At 24.9% G+C, this 16,241-nt stretch carries 14 protein-coding genes and 2 pseudogenes; all 16 read left to right on the top strand.

Translation table 11 applies throughout. The features are described from left to right. Positions 1-317 (top strand): annotated as a pseudogene (locus tag XO12_RS10350) (hypothetical protein); the annotation flags it as partial. Between the two features lie 313 nt (positions 318-630). Next, a complete protein-coding gene (locus XO12_RS10345) occupies positions 631-1,302 on the top strand; it encodes a PilZ domain-containing protein (RefSeq protein WP_047265556.1) in 672 nt (223 codons plus the stop codon). A 2-nt stretch (positions 1,303-1,304) separates the two neighbouring features. Beyond that, positions 1,305-2,510, top strand: a complete 1,206-nt coding sequence (locus XO12_RS10340; protein WP_047265557.1) for a hypothetical protein — start codon at positions 1,305-1,307, stop codon at positions 2,508-2,510. Beyond that, complete coding sequence (locus XO12_RS10335) at positions 2,507-3,445, top strand: hypothetical protein (protein WP_047265558.1); 939 nt, start codon at positions 2,507-2,509, stop codon at positions 3,443-3,445. The genes XO12_RS10340 and XO12_RS10335 overlap by 4 nt, the downstream gene beginning before the upstream one ends. Before the next feature lie 5 nt (positions 3,446-3,450). Then, entirely contained in the window at positions 3,451-4,032 is a 582-nt protein-coding gene (locus XO12_RS10330; protein WP_175420261.1) for a hypothetical protein, read from the top strand. Between the two features lies 1 nt (position 4,033). Beyond that, positions 4,034-5,440, top strand: a complete 1,407-nt coding sequence (gene pelF, locus XO12_RS10325; RefSeq protein WP_175420260.1) for a GT4 family glycosyltransferase PelF — start codon at positions 4,034-4,036, stop codon at positions 5,438-5,440. 1 nt (position 5,441) lies between these two features. Then, entirely contained in the window at positions 5,442-6,863 is a 1,422-nt protein-coding gene (pelG, locus tag XO12_RS10320) for an exopolysaccharide Pel transporter PelG (protein ID WP_175420259.1), read from the top strand. After that, the gene (locus XO12_RS10315; RefSeq protein WP_047265561.1) at positions 6,860-9,157 is read left to right on the top strand and encodes a DUF2194 domain-containing protein; all 2,298 of its coding nucleotides are present in this window, start codon (positions 6,860-6,862) and stop codon (positions 9,155-9,157) included. Before pelG ends, XO12_RS10315 begins: the two co-directional genes overlap by 4 nt. Beyond that, entirely contained in the window at positions 9,154-9,699 is a 546-nt protein-coding gene (locus XO12_RS10310; RefSeq protein WP_047265562.1) for a 5-formyltetrahydrofolate cyclo-ligase, read from the top strand. The genes XO12_RS10315 and XO12_RS10310 overlap by 4 nt, the downstream gene beginning before the upstream one ends. Beyond that, on the top strand, positions 9,696-10,478 hold the full coding sequence (locus XO12_RS10305) for a nitrilase-related carbon-nitrogen hydrolase (RefSeq protein WP_047265563.1): 783 nt from the start codon (positions 9,696-9,698) through the stop codon (positions 10,476-10,478). The genes XO12_RS10310 and XO12_RS10305 overlap by 4 nt, the downstream gene beginning before the upstream one ends. Positions 10,479-10,501: 23 nt before the next feature. Then, entirely contained in the window at positions 10,502-11,392 is an 891-nt protein-coding gene (locus XO12_RS10300) for a carbohydrate kinase family protein (RefSeq protein WP_175420258.1), read from the top strand. A gap of 4 nt (positions 11,393-11,396) precedes the next feature. Next, positions 11,397-12,302, top strand: coding sequence for an MJ1477/TM1410 family putative glycoside hydrolase (locus tag XO12_RS10295; RefSeq protein WP_047265565.1), 906 nt, complete (start codon positions 11,397-11,399; stop codon positions 12,300-12,302). 389 nt (positions 12,303-12,691) lie between these two features. Then, positions 12,692-14,146, top strand: coding sequence for a glycosyltransferase (locus XO12_RS10290; RefSeq protein ID WP_047265566.1), 1,455 nt, complete (start codon positions 12,692-12,694; stop codon positions 14,144-14,146). A 74-nt stretch (positions 14,147-14,220) separates the two neighbouring features. Further along, positions 14,221-14,573, top strand: a pseudogene (locus tag XO12_RS11545) (AAA family ATPase). Positions 14,574-14,785: 212 nt separating this feature from the next. Continuing rightward, complete coding sequence (locus tag XO12_RS11365; protein WP_254867728.1) at positions 14,786-15,286, top strand: PD-(D/E)XK nuclease domain-containing protein; 501 nt, start codon at positions 14,786-14,788, stop codon at positions 15,284-15,286. 582 nt (positions 15,287-15,868) lie between these two features. Continuing rightward, the gene (locus XO12_RS11540; RefSeq protein ID WP_303048814.1) at positions 15,869-16,000 is read left to right on the top strand and encodes a hypothetical protein; all 132 of its coding nucleotides are present in this window, start codon (positions 15,869-15,871) and stop codon (positions 15,998-16,000) included. Positions 16,001-16,241 lie beyond the last annotated feature (241 nt).

Here is a 16,241-nt window from a genome sequence, read left to right as displayed (position 1 = left end):
GTCAAAAGAATAGAATTGAAAATATAGAGATAAACATTGAAAGAGGAGAGGAGGAATTTCGAATGTTTGAAAACTTTGTAAAAGCAATAGATGAATCGTTAAAGGAAAGCTTTGAAAAAGGAATTGAGAAAGGAAAATTCGAAGGCGAAAAAACAATCGCAAAAAGTCTTTTATTTAAAAAATTTGGAGATAATATTGTTCCATATTTAAATAATCTTGATTATTTGGATATAAAAACAATTGAAGATTTAACTAACAATATCTTTGATATTACTCTTAATGAGGTCATTAAAATCCTTAAAAGCACTAAATCGTAATTAACACAACCCAATGTTATGAACAATCTTATAATGTAAGAAAATTACCAAAAATCGATAAAAATTTATAAATAAAAATAGTTTAAATCGTCTGTGTTGTTTACAGACGATTTTTTTGATTTATTCTATTACTTGTAAAAAATTTTTTATAAAAATATTTAGGCGTGATTGAATTGAAGAATGCCTATTTAATGATATTTAAAAAAGTCTAAAATGAAATGACAATTTGCGAGTTTTCGCTTGCTTTACTAATTGGACACTCTAATATGATATAATATATATAAATATAAGAATTAATAGAAGGAGAAAAAACATGAAATATAATGAAAGCATTTTTATAGAAAAAATAAAATTAAAAAAAGTTCTTTCTATTGGTGATTTAATTGATATTGAACTACCAACCCAACATATTATCGGAAATAGTAGAATTGTTTCTTTAAACTTTACTTCAAGGTACGCTCAAATATTACCTCCAATATACAAAAACTCAAAAATTAAATTATATACTGGCGAAAAATTAAACATCCGAATATATGAAAATTCATCAAATATTATCATTAAATCCAAAGTTTTAAAAAAAGAACTGGATAATGTTTTTGTATATTTACCATTAACAGGTTTTAAAATTCAAAAAAGATTATTTTATAGAATTCCTATAATTAGAGAAGGTTTATTACTCGATAATGAAAGTAATAAAAATATTCCATTTGAAACAAGAGATTTTAGTGCTGGTGGAATGCAAATAGTTTTAAAAGATTTTTTAGACAGCGATAAAGAGTATACAATAAAAAAATTGAATATTCATAAAAGCCTGATATTAGAAAATATAAATACAAGAGTTATACGATTAATTGGAGAAAATATATATGGAGAGAAAATTTATGGAATGAAATTTTTAAATATTAGCTATAATTTAGAAAAAAACATAGTTCGTTATGTAAATCTATATTCAATAAAATCAAAACATGGTATATTGGAGGATTAATAATGAACAAAAAAAATATTTTTGCTTTTTTAGAAATTACTCTGATCCTAACAATATTATTTATTTTAGATATAACCAATAAATTTTTCGGATATATTTTTGTAGACCCTAATCCATATTTTATTTTTTCAATTCTTATAGCTATTCGATATGGTATCAATTTCTCTTTATTATCTGGAAGCATCAGTACTTTTTATATCTTTTTATCAATTTTCTTTAATGCCAGAAATGACTTTTTTAAATTTGTTATTTCCTGGACTGTTTTAAAAAATCCTCTTTATATTTTTTTGTTTGGCTTTATAATCGGTTTTTTTAGAGATATTTATATTCAAAAAATAAATTATCAAAATGAACAAATAAACTTATTAAAAGAAAAAGTAAAATCATTAGAAGAAGATATACGAAAATATAAAAATATAACTGATGATCTTGAACATAAACTTGTTCTGGAAAAACAGGGAGTTTCTTTACTGGTAGAGAAATTAAAAGATATTGAATATAATAATTCAGAAGATATATTTAATGAAGCCATTGATTTAATTTCAGAATTTATCTATGCAAAAACCGTTTCTATTTATACTTTAAGTAAAAATAATTTTCTACGTATGAAGGTTAGGAAAGGTCCGCAATTTTTACCAAATTCTCTTCCAGTAGATAAATCTGTTGTAATAAGCATGGCTATGGAATTTGGAAGTGCAAATGCAAATGTTTTATATTTGACAGAAGTAGAATATAATTTTGAATATGAACCTGCTATGGCCGTTAGTGTAAAGTATGGAAAAGAAATACTTGGTTTTATTATTATAGAAATAATAGATCCGGAAAAAATAAATAAAAATACAGAAATATATCTAAAAATTCTGGCAGATTGGTTAAGCACTTTATTACTGGCTTCATCAGAATTATCTGAAAATCAAAATCCAGATTTTCTCACATCTAAAAAATTTAACAATATTTTGGAGAAAATTGAAGAAAGAAGAAAAAGGTTTGGAATTCCTTATTCTATAATAATTGTAAAATACAATAATATCAATTCAATAAATTTATTTAAAAAATTCATTCGAGATACCGATTTTCTTTTTATAGATAAAAACAAAAAAGAAATTAAAATAATTTTAACTTCGTGCTCTAAAGGTGGTTTAACAAGGGTTTTAAATAATTTTAGCCACGAAAATATTAAAGTTGTGGAGGCATATACAAAACAATGAAAAATATTTTTTTAATTATTTCGTTTTTTTCTGGAGTATGTGGGATTTTCTTATTTATTTTTAATTATTTTTATTATGGTTATGCTGCTGTTAGCATTTATACTATTATTTTGCTTTTCATTAATTATCATGAATATAAAAGTTCTTTTTCATTAAAAAATTTATTGCTAAAAACTACATTATTCTTTATAATATTCCCGTTTTATCCATTAATATTATTATTTCAAAAAAGGAATTTATCCCCTTTATATAAAGAAATAGATTTTTCAAAATATAATATTGTAAATTCAAAAAGTATTGGATTTTCTTCTGTTGATCTGGCTCCGTTTAATATTATTTTAAAATATGGCGATCCTGAACAGCGTAAATATGTTGTAAGATTGGTATATAATTCAATAAAAGATGAAAAAATAGATTTTGTAGAAGGGATAAATTTAATCAGAAATGCAATTAAAGAAGACTCTCATCCTGATGTTATATTGTATGCATCTGATGCTCTGACCAATTTAGAAAATTTTTTAATTGAAAAAATTTCTTTTTATATGAAAAATTTAAAAACTTTAAAAGATTATATTGATTATGGCAAATATGCTTTCTTTTATGCTAATTCTGGTTTTTTAGCAGGCGAACATAAACTAGAAGTTTTATGGCAAAGTTCAATTTTATTAAGAACTGCAATTGAAATATTTCCTGATAGCCCAAAATTAATTGTAATAACATTAAAAACCTTAGAATCATTAAAAGAATTCGATGCATTGGAAATATTATTAAATGAAAAGATTAACACAATTAAAGCCCAGGAAATATATGAATATGCAATAATCTATTATATAAAAAGAATGAAACAAAAAACTGTTCAAAAATTAGTTTCCGATTTTATAGACCTTGGTTTTTCAGCAAAACATGAATCCATAAAATTTTTACTGGGGGATTAAATTATATGAAAAAAAAATTTTTACAACCTTATTATTTATTATTTATATTAACTTTGCTGTTAATAGTCATAACTATTATAATAAATTATAATAGCAATTATTCTTTTGACCCTGAATATATAAAAGAACTTCCATGGAATAAAAGAACATCATATATAAAACAAAAAGAATTATTAATAAAATTGGAAGGAAAAAATAATTTTAATGATGAAGATATTATACTCATAAACCAATTAATTTCTATATCTACTGCTTTAAAAGATGATAAAACTTTAAAAATTGCTCAAAAGTATAAACTTGATTTTTTATTATATTCAATAAAAAATCTAATGAATGATAATTCTATTTATGATTATATAAATAATATTGATTTCAAAACAAAGATGCAGCTTTTTTTACTTTCAAACAACAATAATTATATATCTAATTTAATAAAAAATATGAACAAAAAGGAAAAACTACAAATGTTATTTATTTTAAAAATATTTTATCCAGAAAAATTTAATAACTTAAAAGTTTTATTCGATAAAAAAGATATTGAAGATATTGAGTTAATTATCAAATATATTAATTTAAAAGGAGAATAATATGAAGGTTGGAATAGTTTTTGAAGGAACATACCCTTATGTTACCGGTGGTGTTTCAAGTTGGGGAAATACATTAATAAAAAGCATGAAAGATGTTGAATTCTGCATAATTCATATTGGTGCTACTCCTGAAATAAGAAAACCAAAATATTTGTTTCCAGAAAATGTTATAGATTATTTTGAATATTTTTTATTTGCAAAATATGACTTTTCCAGCAAATCAGCTATAACCAAACAATTTGGTAATAAATTAAGAGAAATTTTAAAATATCCATTTGATGAAAAAGTTATGTCTGAAAATCTTTATAAACTTTTTCAGCAATATTCTAATTATGACTTTACAAGCTTGTTGAAATCTGAAACATACTGGGAAGTTATGCTTGATTTTTATAAAACATATATACCTTATGAAAATTTCACCAATTACTTCTGGACTTTGCAATCCATGCTTTTGCCATTTTTGAATTCAATGACTGTTGATTTTCCAAAATGTGATATATACCATACTATAACAACTGGATATGCTGGTATTTCTGCAATTATGAATGGTATAAAAAATAACACTCCTGTAATTTTAACCGAACATGGTATCTATCATAGAGAACGACAACTTGAGGTATTAAAAGCTGGATGGATAAAAGATGAATACAGACTTGCATGGATTAAATTATTTAATACCATTAGTTCATTGGTATATAAAGGATCAAAAAAAATTACAACATTATTTTCAAAAAATCAATTATTTGAAAAAGAATTATGTGAAGATGAATCAAAAATGTATGTAATTCCTAATGGAATAGATTTCGATAAATTTTCAAAATTAGAATACAGAAAAGAAAAAGATCCTTATATTGTTGGACTTGTTGGTCGTGTTGTGGAAATAAAAGATATAAAAACTGCTATTAAAGCAGCTAAAATGGTTAAAGAAAAAATTAAAAACTTCAAATTATTAATTATAGGGCCAACCGACGAAGAACCAGAGTATTACAATGAATGCCTTGATATGATTAAAATTTTTAGATTAGAAGATACTATTGAATTTACCGGAAAGGTTAATGTTCTTGATTATTATCCAAAAATAAATGTTTTATTACTCTCAAGTGTTAGCGAAGGGCAACCGCTTGTTATTTTAGAAGCTTTTGCTGCAGGAATTCCTGTCGTAACTACAGATGTTGGAGCATGTTCGGAAATGATATATGGTTCCAATGAAGATATAATTGGAGAAGCTGGGATTGTTGTAAAGCCAAAAGACTTTGTAGGACTCGCAAAAGGATTAATTGAATTATATCAAAATGATGAATTTAGAATAAGTGCATCAAAACTGGCAAGAATACGCGTGAAAAAAAGATATAGATTAGAACAAATGATTAAAAATTATAAAGATTTGTATTTATCGGTGGTGAAATAAATTGGCTGGAATAGGCTTTAGATTAAATAAAATGTTTCATCAAGGTGGAGTATCAACTGATTTATTGGCTATAGCGTATTCTGTAGTTGTTTCTTCTGGGCCATGGATAATAACAACTTTAACATTGTGGATTATCTTGAGCTTTTTAAAAATATCAAACATTTATTTTAATATTTCAATTGTTTATTCTTTTGTATTTTCTATAATAATTTCAGGATTATTTATAATGTTTGAGTCAAGAAGAATTTCAGACCTTATATATTCAAAAAAATACAAAAAAATATTACCTGAAGTAATGGGGATACTGATTTTTGCTACACTTTTCGCTATTTTTATTTTATATATATTTTTTTCCTTTTATAAACATGAAGGTTGGTTTGTCCTTTCTTTTTCTTATCTTGTTGTTTCCCTATTAGCCTTATGGATAATTTCAATAGCTTCAATGTCTACAAATGCCATAAACTGGTATATTATGGGATATATTATAATGGGCTTTTTCTCAATAATATTTTCAAAATATTTTGGATCAGAAAAAAATCCTTTGGGCTATATTTTAGGTTATGCTTTCGGGGTTAATATTGGAACATTTGTACATTATGTTCTGGCCTTACTGTATTTCGGGACAGATTTAAACTTAACCTCATTTGAATGGATAAAAGAAATTAAAAAATACTGGCATAATATTTTAATAGGATTTACCTATTACCTGGCATTATGGATAGACGATTTTATTATATGGCATTCAAAAGAATTTGGAGAGATGCCAATTAATGGTTTTTATTTTTCTTTTATTTATGACAGTCCAATGTTTATAGCCTATTTAACCATAATACCAACAGCAACTATGTTTATACTTGTTTTGGAAACCAGGTTCTACAAAACATATAAATTTTTTTATGACTCATTAATTGAAGGATACAATTATTATGAAATCAATATTAGAAAAGAAAACATGGAAAAAGAATTAAAATTTGATATTAATTTAACCATCAGGGTTCAGGCAATTATTACATTCATATTATTATTGCTGAATGAATTAAATATGCTACCTTTTATTTCGGAAGTCTTTAAACCAATATTAAGATTAGGTTTAATCGGAGCTATGATGAATTCTTTTTATCTCATGATTATGCTTTTACTACTATATTTCGATTTTAGAAAAGAAGCATTATACTTAAATATTTCAGTACTTTTGATAAATTTATTATTAAGTATTATTTTCTTAAATAAATTTGGTTATTATTCACTTGGAGCAAGTTATACCTTTGCTTTTACAATAGGAACATTTATCGGATATAAAATATTAATTTCAAAAATTAAAGATTTAATAAAAACAGAATATTATAGACAAAAATTAGCTGTTGAGGATGGATATTATCTTTATTATAAAGACATTAAAAATTTAATGGAGGAAAAATCATGAAAAAATCAATTATCTTAATAGCACTTTTTTTAATAACACTTTCCTTATTTGCACAAAAAGACCTTTTGTTACTTTATAAAGGGTCAGAACAATATGGAGAATTTATGTTTAAATACCATATTATTCCAATTCTGGAAAAATATAATGTAAATTATGAAATAAAAGATATAGAAAAAATGAATTATTATAGAATTGATAATAAAAAATATTTTGGAATAATAAGCTGGTATTATTCCCCTGAATTAAAAGACTCTCATTTATATTTAAGACAATTATCTACTTTTGTAGAAAATGGTGGATTTTTTTTCTTTTTTAACAATCTTGGCGTAACTTCTGATATTAGAGAAATAAATAATTTATTGAATAAAATCGGTATACACTATATGTACGGATATAAAGAATTAAAAGATTATAAAATAACATATAAAAAAGAATACTTTTTAAGTCCTCCAGCAACTTCAAACAAACAGCCTGTTGAAAAATATGTTGTTTTTGGAAATAATGTGATATTATCATATAAATATGAAAATAACTTCTATCCAATGATTATACTGTCTAAAAATGGTGGTGGCGCTATTTTTAATAGTTTTATCAATGAACATGGTGATATTATTCTGAATATAAAAAAAATAATATTAGAATTAATAAATCAAAAAGTTGGAAAAGAAAACAAAATTTTAATTATAAAAACAAAATTTGATAGTGCTGAATATTTATCTTCCCAAAAAGAGTTTAAAAAAATTTTTGCTTATGCTAAACTCAATTATGAATTCATAAATGTTGAGGATTTTTATAACTTATCTTTTATTGATTTATTACCATATAAATATATAATCTGGAATACCAATGCAGAATATATAGAAACTAACACAATAAAACGATTTATCAACAATGGCGGTTCTTTTATTTTTTCGACTAGTTTAAATAACACACCGTGGAAAAATGAAATTATTGAAGATAACACAAATATATCAAAAATAATTTTTTCAAAAAAACTTTTTCCAATTGGAAATGAAAAAAATGGCGATTCTATATTAAAAAGATATTTTAGTATAACATTCAACATAAAATTTGATAAAAACAAAAACATTTTGGCTTATTTAAGCAATGATAATAATAAAAAAATTCCTATAATATGGTATGAAAAGCATAATAATGGTTATATAGGATACATTTATCCAAGCATTATTTTAAAATCCATAAGAGGTTTAATATTACAAACAATCTTAGAGATGCAAGATGTATCTATTGCCGGATTATTAAATTCTTATATTTTTTATATAGATGATTTTCCATTACCTTCATATAATATTACAAAAAATATAGATGGCAAAAAAATTACTGATGATGAATATTATTATAATGTATGGTGGCCAACAATAAAGAAATTTTCCGAAAAGTTTAATATAAAATATACTTTTGTAACTCCTTTAAGTTACAATGGTGCAAGTACACCACCCTTTGAATTTACTGAATTTTTTATAAGCAAAAACAATAATCCATATAAAACCTTAAAAGAAATAGACAAATCTGAATTTGAACTTGGACTGCATGGATATAATCATAACTCTTTAACAAAAGAAAAATGGGATAATCCCGAAAATATAGTATTGAGCTTAGATGCAGCTAAAAACTTTTTAAGTAAAGTTTTAAACCACCCTATTGTAATAAGTAGTTATGTTGCTCCAAACAATTTAATAGATTCTTATGGTGCAAATTATTTATTAAAAGCATTACCAACTATAAAAACTATTGGAACCTCTTATGAAAGTAATGGCGAATTTTCTGAATACAAAATTACAAATAATTTTGTAGTAATAATTCCAAGATCCACTTATGGTTATTATCCATTAAATAGACTATATTTAACAACTATAAACACTCTTGCCAATTTTGGTACTTTTCAGCATTTTATACATTCAGATGATGTATTCGCAAAAGATAGAAATCCTGAAAATAAAACTTGGAATGAAATGTATCATAATCTGGAAACTTTTTATACTACAATAAAAACAAAATTCCCCTGGCTTAGAAATCAAACATCGTCAGAAGCATATCCATATTTTTTTGATTATCTAAGTCAAAATGTTAAATATTACTGGAAAGGTAAAAGTTTAGATGTAATAATTCCAGATTCTTCTTTATTTCCAAAATATTTCATGATAAAATCAAAAAAGCCTATTAGAAAAATAGATGGTGGAAAAATTATTCATTATTATAGAGAAAACAATTTATATATAATTGAAATGAATAAGAATATTATGAATGTAGCATTTCTGGATGTGAAAAAATGAAAAATAAAATTAGAAAATCAATGTTGGAAAAACGAACAAAATTAAAAATAAAATTGTATAATACCTATAATGAAATAATATTAAAAAAAATAATAAAATACCTGAAATCTATAAAATTTAATAGCATAGCTATTTATTATCCTTTCAGGAATGAGGTAAATTTATTAAAGTTAGTTGATCTTTTAAAAGATAAAGATATAGTTTTTCCAAAAATTAAAGGAAAAGATATATATTTTGTAAAGGTAACTTCAGTGAATGATTTTGAAAAAGGAAAATTTGGAATAATGGAACCCGTTGGAACATCTTACAATAAAAAAATAGATGTATATATAATTCCAGGCGTTGCTTTTGATAAAAAAATGTATAGATTGGGCTATGGCGGAGGATACTATGACAGATATTTTTCAAGAAATACAAAAACACATTTGATAGGAGTAGCCTTTGATTTTCAAATTTTAGAAAGCCTGCCTGTATATAATCATGATATAAAAATGGATATAATATTTACAGAAAATAGAGTTATAAAGGGTGATGATTTATGAAAATTGGATTAGTACAATTTAAACCTCATCTTTTTCAGGTAAAGGAAAACGTAGAGAGAGGTATCGATCTAATTAAAAATGAAAGCGCAGATTTATTTGTATTTCCTGAACTTGCATTTACAGGTTATACTTTTAATACAAAAAATGAAGTCGAATGGGTCTCTGAAAATATGGATGGCTTTTCTATAAAAGCTTTTAAAGACTTTGCAATATCAAAAAAAACAAATGTTGTTTTTGGATTTGTTGAAAATGACAATGAAAAATTTTATAATTCATCTATACTGATAAAATCAGATGGAAGTCATAGAATATATAGAAAAACACATCTATTTTATGAAGAAAAATTGTTTTTTGAAAAAGGCAATACGGGTTTTTGGGTAGAAAATATCAATGGCGTTAAAATAGGACTTGCAATATGCTTTGATTGGTTTTTTCCAGAATCTTTCAGAACTCTGGCTTTAAAAGGAGCTCAAATAATTGCACATAGCGCTAATTTAGTTATGCCTTATTGTCAGGAAGCTAATAAAATACGATCTTTAGAAAACAGAGTTTTTATTGTAACCTCAAATAGATGGGGGGAAGAAATAAATGCTCTTAATTCAAATAAATTTACCGGAATGAGTCAAATAACAAATCCAGATGGAAAAGTAATTGTAAGATTCCCTCAAAAAGGTGACAAAGTTAAAATTGTGAATATAAATCCAGAAGAAGCTAATAATAAAAATCTGAATAAACATAATAATATTTTCTATGATAGAATACCTGAATTCTATAAATAAAAAATCTATGAGGAGAGGTGTATATGTTTTTATCAATAGGTGAAGTATTAATTGATATGATAAGTGAATTTGATTCATTAGAGAATGCAAACGTTTTCCGAAAATTTTTTGGTGGTTCTCCTGGAAATATAGCTGTAAATTTAGCCAGGCAAAATATAGAAAGTTATATATTATCCACTATAGGTAGGGACCAATTTGGTTTATTCATTAAAAATTATTTGAAAAAAAAAGGTGTAAATACATCCTTTTTATTCGAAAAGGAAGATGTAAATACCGATATAGTATTTGTAAATAAATCAAAAAAAACTCCGGAATTTAAAGCTTATCAGAGTTCTTCAATAAATCTGGAAATACCTGATATTGACTTAAGTAATTTTAAAATTATACATATATCTTCTTGGGCAATATCAGAAACAACTCAATTTGAAAAAATACTCCAGCTGGTAAAGAAAGCTAAATCAAAAAACATAATAATAGGATTTGATCCAAATTATCGTACAGTCTTATGGCATAATAAATATTCTATAATAGAAGTTTTAAAAATCTTTGGACCATACATTGATATAATAAAACCATCACTTGATGATGCTGAAAATATATTTGGAAATGCAAATATTGACAATTTTAAAAAACTGGGAATAAAAAATATAATTTTTACATTAGGTGAAAAAGGCGCTATTATTTATAATAAAAATTATAATATTTCTCTTTCATCATATAAAACTAATGTCATTGATGTTACTGGAGCTGGAGATGCTGTATGGTCTGGAATATACATAGGATTGATAAATAACTTAAATATAGTTGAATCTGTAAAATTAGGATTGGCTTTTGCTGCAGAAAAATTGAAATATACCGGTGCAATTGCACCTTTAGATAACTGGAAAAACATAAAAAATAAATATGTAAGGTGATATTATGGAAAAAACTATAATATTCATATTAATATTATTAATTGGAACTCCTTTTTTAATACCGTTATTTATAGAAAAACTTGACGTTCCATTGATATATCAATTGACTAATATAGATTTAAATAAAATTATCCTTTTTTATAATCCAAAATTTTTAATAATTGATTATTCAAAAGATGGAAGTGAAAAAAATGAGTTTAAAAAATATCAAATAGATAAACTAAAAGGAATTATAACAATAGCTTATTTAAGTATAGGAGAAGCGGAGGATTATAGATATTATTGGAAAGATGATTGGTATAATAATCCACCAGAATGGCTTGATGGTGAAAATAAAAATTGGCCTGGAAATTATAAAGTAAAATACTGGGATAAAGAATGGAAAAATATAATATTTGATTATCTTGATAAAATTATTTCTCAGGGATTTAAAGGTGTATATATCGATCTTGTCGACAGTTATGTATACTGGGCTAATAATGGCTATAACATAAAAATAACTGCTAACAGAATGATAGATTTTATAGTTGAAATTGCTGACTATGCCAGAAAAAAAAATCCTGACTTTCTTATAATACCTCAAAATGGCGAAGAAATTATAGAGTATGATAATGGACGATATTTAAACGTTATATCGGGTATTGGAATTGAGAGTTTATTTTATACAAAGCTGAAAAAAAACAAAGAAAAATATATAGATCATCGTTTAAAATATATATTAAAAATCAAAAATTCAGGAAAACCTGTTTTAGTAACAGATTACATATATAATTCAAACAATATTAATAAAGAAAAGATTATGGATTTTATAAATTTATGTAATCAATATGGATTTTATGGATATCCAGCAAATAAAAATCAAAGATTAAATGATATTTCTGATGCTTTAAAATTTTTTAAAAATAAATAGAATAACTAAACTTAAAGGGTGTCCAAAAAGTAAAGTTGCTCAAACCTTAATTGCTAATCTTCAAAAATAGCATATTTTCGCCGGTCGTATCAGACTCACATCCATGTTCGGCTTCACTCAATTTTGCATCCATGCAAAATTGACCGGCTTCATTTTACGCTTAGATTTTTTATAAAAAATCTAAGATAAATAGTTTTTTTAAAAATTTTATAGAAAACAAAAATTTAAACAAATAGCCCACCGCAGGAGAGCGATAGCTCAAAAATTTTTTATAAAATCAAAATTATTTAAACCAATACCCGCGGTAGCGTGTACAGACAATTTTCGAGTTTTCACTTACTTTACTAATTGGACACCATATAAACTTAAAATAAGGATGAGGTGAAAAAATGAGAATAGCTTTTTTTAATCCACAAGGAAATTTTGATAAAAAAAATTCGAGACTAACTCAACACCCTGATTTTGGAGGACAATTAATTTATGTACGTGAAGTGGCCATGGAACTCTCGAAATTAGGAGTTAATATTGACATATTTACACGAAAAATTGAAGATGATAATTGGTCAGAATTCAAAGATGATTTTGATTATTATGATGGTTTTGAAAATTTAAAAATTATTAGAATACCTTTTGGAGAAAAAAAATTTTTAAGGAAAGAACTTTTATGGCCATATTTGCAAACTTTTTCGGAAAATATTTTTGAATATTACAAAAAACTTGGTGAATTACCAGATTTTGTTACCACACATTATGGTGATGGTGGTATAAGCGGTGCAATTTTCGAAAATATTACACATATACCTTTTTCGTTTACTGCTCATTCATTAGGAGCTCAAAAACTTGATAAATTAGGGGTTAATATAAATAATTTTGATGCCTATGATAAAGAATATAATTTTTCAACAAGAATAAATGCTGAAAGAATTTCCATGAATAGATCTGCGTTTAATATTGTAAGTACAAATCTGGAAAGATTTGAACAATATGGACATCAATTATATGAAGGGGCTATAGATATAAATGATAATTCCAAATTTAAAATTATCCCTCCTGGAGTAAATACAAAAATATTTTCTCAAAATAAAAAATATATTGATAATATATTCTGGGGAAAAATAGAACAATATTTATTAAGAGATCTGGATAATCTCAATAAACAATATATAGTACTTTCAAGTAGAATTGACGAAAAGAAAAATCATATTGGTGCGGTTAAGGCTTATTCTCAATCCACACATTTACAGAAAATAGCCAATCTGGTTATTTTTGTTAGAGGCTTAAAAAATGGCTTCGAGGATATTGATAAACTTTCAAAAAAAGAACAGAAAATTATCAGAGAAATAAAAAATTTTGTAGAGAAATATAATTTATATGGAAAAATATCATTATTTGATGTTCCAGGCCAGGAAGAACTGGCAAGTGCCTATAGATATTTTGTAAAAAGAAAATCTGTATTTGTATTACCAGCTTTCTATGAACCTTTTGGCCTGGCGCCAATTGAAGCAGCAGCTGTAGGATTATCAATTGTAGCGACAAAAAATGGTGGTCCATCAGAAGCATTTGATAATGGCAATTACGGTGTTTTAATTGATCCAATGGATATTAAAAATATTATAAACGGATTAATTGAAGGATTAAAAAATTTTGATAAATATTCTGAATTAGGTAAAAAAAGAGTTCTTACAAATTATACATGGAAGATAACAGCAAAAAAATATCTTGAAGCTATTGAAAATTATCTAAAAAACCCGAGCAAAAGTTATAATTATATACCTATTTCAGAATTTTTCTCTGATAACAACATTGCCAAAAATATTATATTAAAATATTTAAAATCAATTTAATAATATATCCTGTCTCCTGAGGCAAAAGACTCATTTGATTGTTTCAAATATTTTTTCTATTCTTGTGAGAATATATAAAAACAGTAATACTCATAGACGAATATGAATCACCAATATTAGAACATATAAACAATAAAGAAAAAGCAGAAGAATTTAGAGCATTTTTAAGGGAATTCTATAAAAAAGTAAAAACAAAAGATGACACATAAAATTTGTATTTATAACAGGTATAACAGAACACACGCCTGAAGGCGTAAAAGCTTCTTTAAATAATTTAGACAAAATAACCTTTGATAAAAAATATTCAACTTTTTTTGGTTTCACCAAAAAAGAATTGGAAAATAATTTTAAAGAACATATAAAAGAAACAGCAATGGTTTTTCCTTTGATGGAGAACAATTTGTATATAATCCATTCTCCATATTAAAGTTTTTTGAAGAAAAAAAATTCAGAAATTACTGGTTTGAAAGTGGCTCACCATCATTTCTATCAAAATATATAGAAGACAAAAAAGTAACCTATGAGGATCTGGTAAAAAACACAGTAAGTAGCGATGATTTTACAACAAGAGAAATAGAAGATGCAAATGCAAATATATTCTTCACACAGGCTGGATATCTAACATTTAAAGGAAAAGAAATGTATGGATTTGAAGAAGAATATATATTAGACTATCCAAATCTTGAAGTGAAAGATAGCTTTTCAAGATTAATATTAGAATCGAACTATAAAGTGGAAATAAAAGAGATAAACAAAACAGTATGGAAAACATTAAAAAACAATGATATAAAAGGATTAATAGAAGAAATAAAAAGAATAATAAGTGCAATACCATATAACTTACATAAAAAAGAAGAAAAGTATTATCATTCATTAATATTTACAATAATAGCATCAGCAGGAATAGATGTAAAAGCAGAAGAATTAACAAACTTAGGACGAAGCGACCTTGTAATAGATTTTGATGAAAGGATATATCTTTTTGAAATAAAAGTAGATAAAAATGCAGAGGAAGCAATAAACCAAATAAAAGAAAAAAAATATTATGAAAAATACAAAGGAAAAGAAATATATATAATAGGGATAAATATCAATTCTGAAAAAAGGAATATTGATGATTATATAATTGAAAAGATATAACTGCACATAATCTCGAATTAACAAAATCCCCGTTTTCGGGGATTTTGTTATAAGAATTTATCAATAATCTCATCAATCAAAATTCTTTCATCATCCTCAAAAGAAAAATAAATGAATTTTTCCTTAAAATTCTTCACGTTCTTTAAAAGCACAATGATGATTTTCTCCACCTTTCTTATCCATCATGCAACGCCGTTTAAACCATTACACATCACTGTTGAATGTAGAAATTTTTTTGCAAAATTATATCCTTCTATAAATAACTCATATGCTTTATTATAATCTTCATTCTTAATATAACCTCTTGCCTGAGAATAGTTCAGAATTAGCCATCCTTTTACAGAGAATCAATCATTTTGTTTCATATAAAATTTAAAAATAAGAAACTTTAGATTAATTAAAGTGGAAATAAGCGCAGTATAGAATTATTACAAAAAAATAACAAAAATTAAAAAAAGGAAAATTAATTAAAATGTAACAAAAATCAAATTCTAAAACATTGATGAAAAGCGGTTTTCTATTTTAGAAAAAACACTTGCAAGTCATGTTAGAAATGGTAAAATATAAATCAGGGGCGGGATAATGAAAAAAATAATAATATTGATACTTATAGGAATTCTGTTATTTTCAACAATCTTATTTGCAGGAGATAATGATAAAGAATACACAACCGATTCATACAATCATCAAATTCAGCAGGAAATTTCTGAGTAAGTTTTGAAAAAAGATCCTTATATATTATAACAAAATTTATACACCTTACCAACCGGTTGGAAAAAACTTAAAAAAAATTTTTTGAGTAGATATAATATTTATATTAACAAAGCAAAAAAAAGATTGCTGGAAAGCATTTCATAATAAGGTATACGAGGAACTTTTAAGTTTATATTTTAAATATAAAGAGCAGGTGAAAATATGAAAGTAATAGAAGCAAAAAATATTAAAAAAAGTTTTG

Source organism: Marinitoga sp. 1154 (assembly GCF_013363285.1).
Lineage (GTDB): Bacteria > Thermotogota > Thermotogae > Petrotogales > Petrotogaceae > Marinitoga.
The sequence above is the reverse complement of the archived record's forward strand: the minus strand, read 5'-3'. Positions and strand labels throughout refer to the sequence as shown.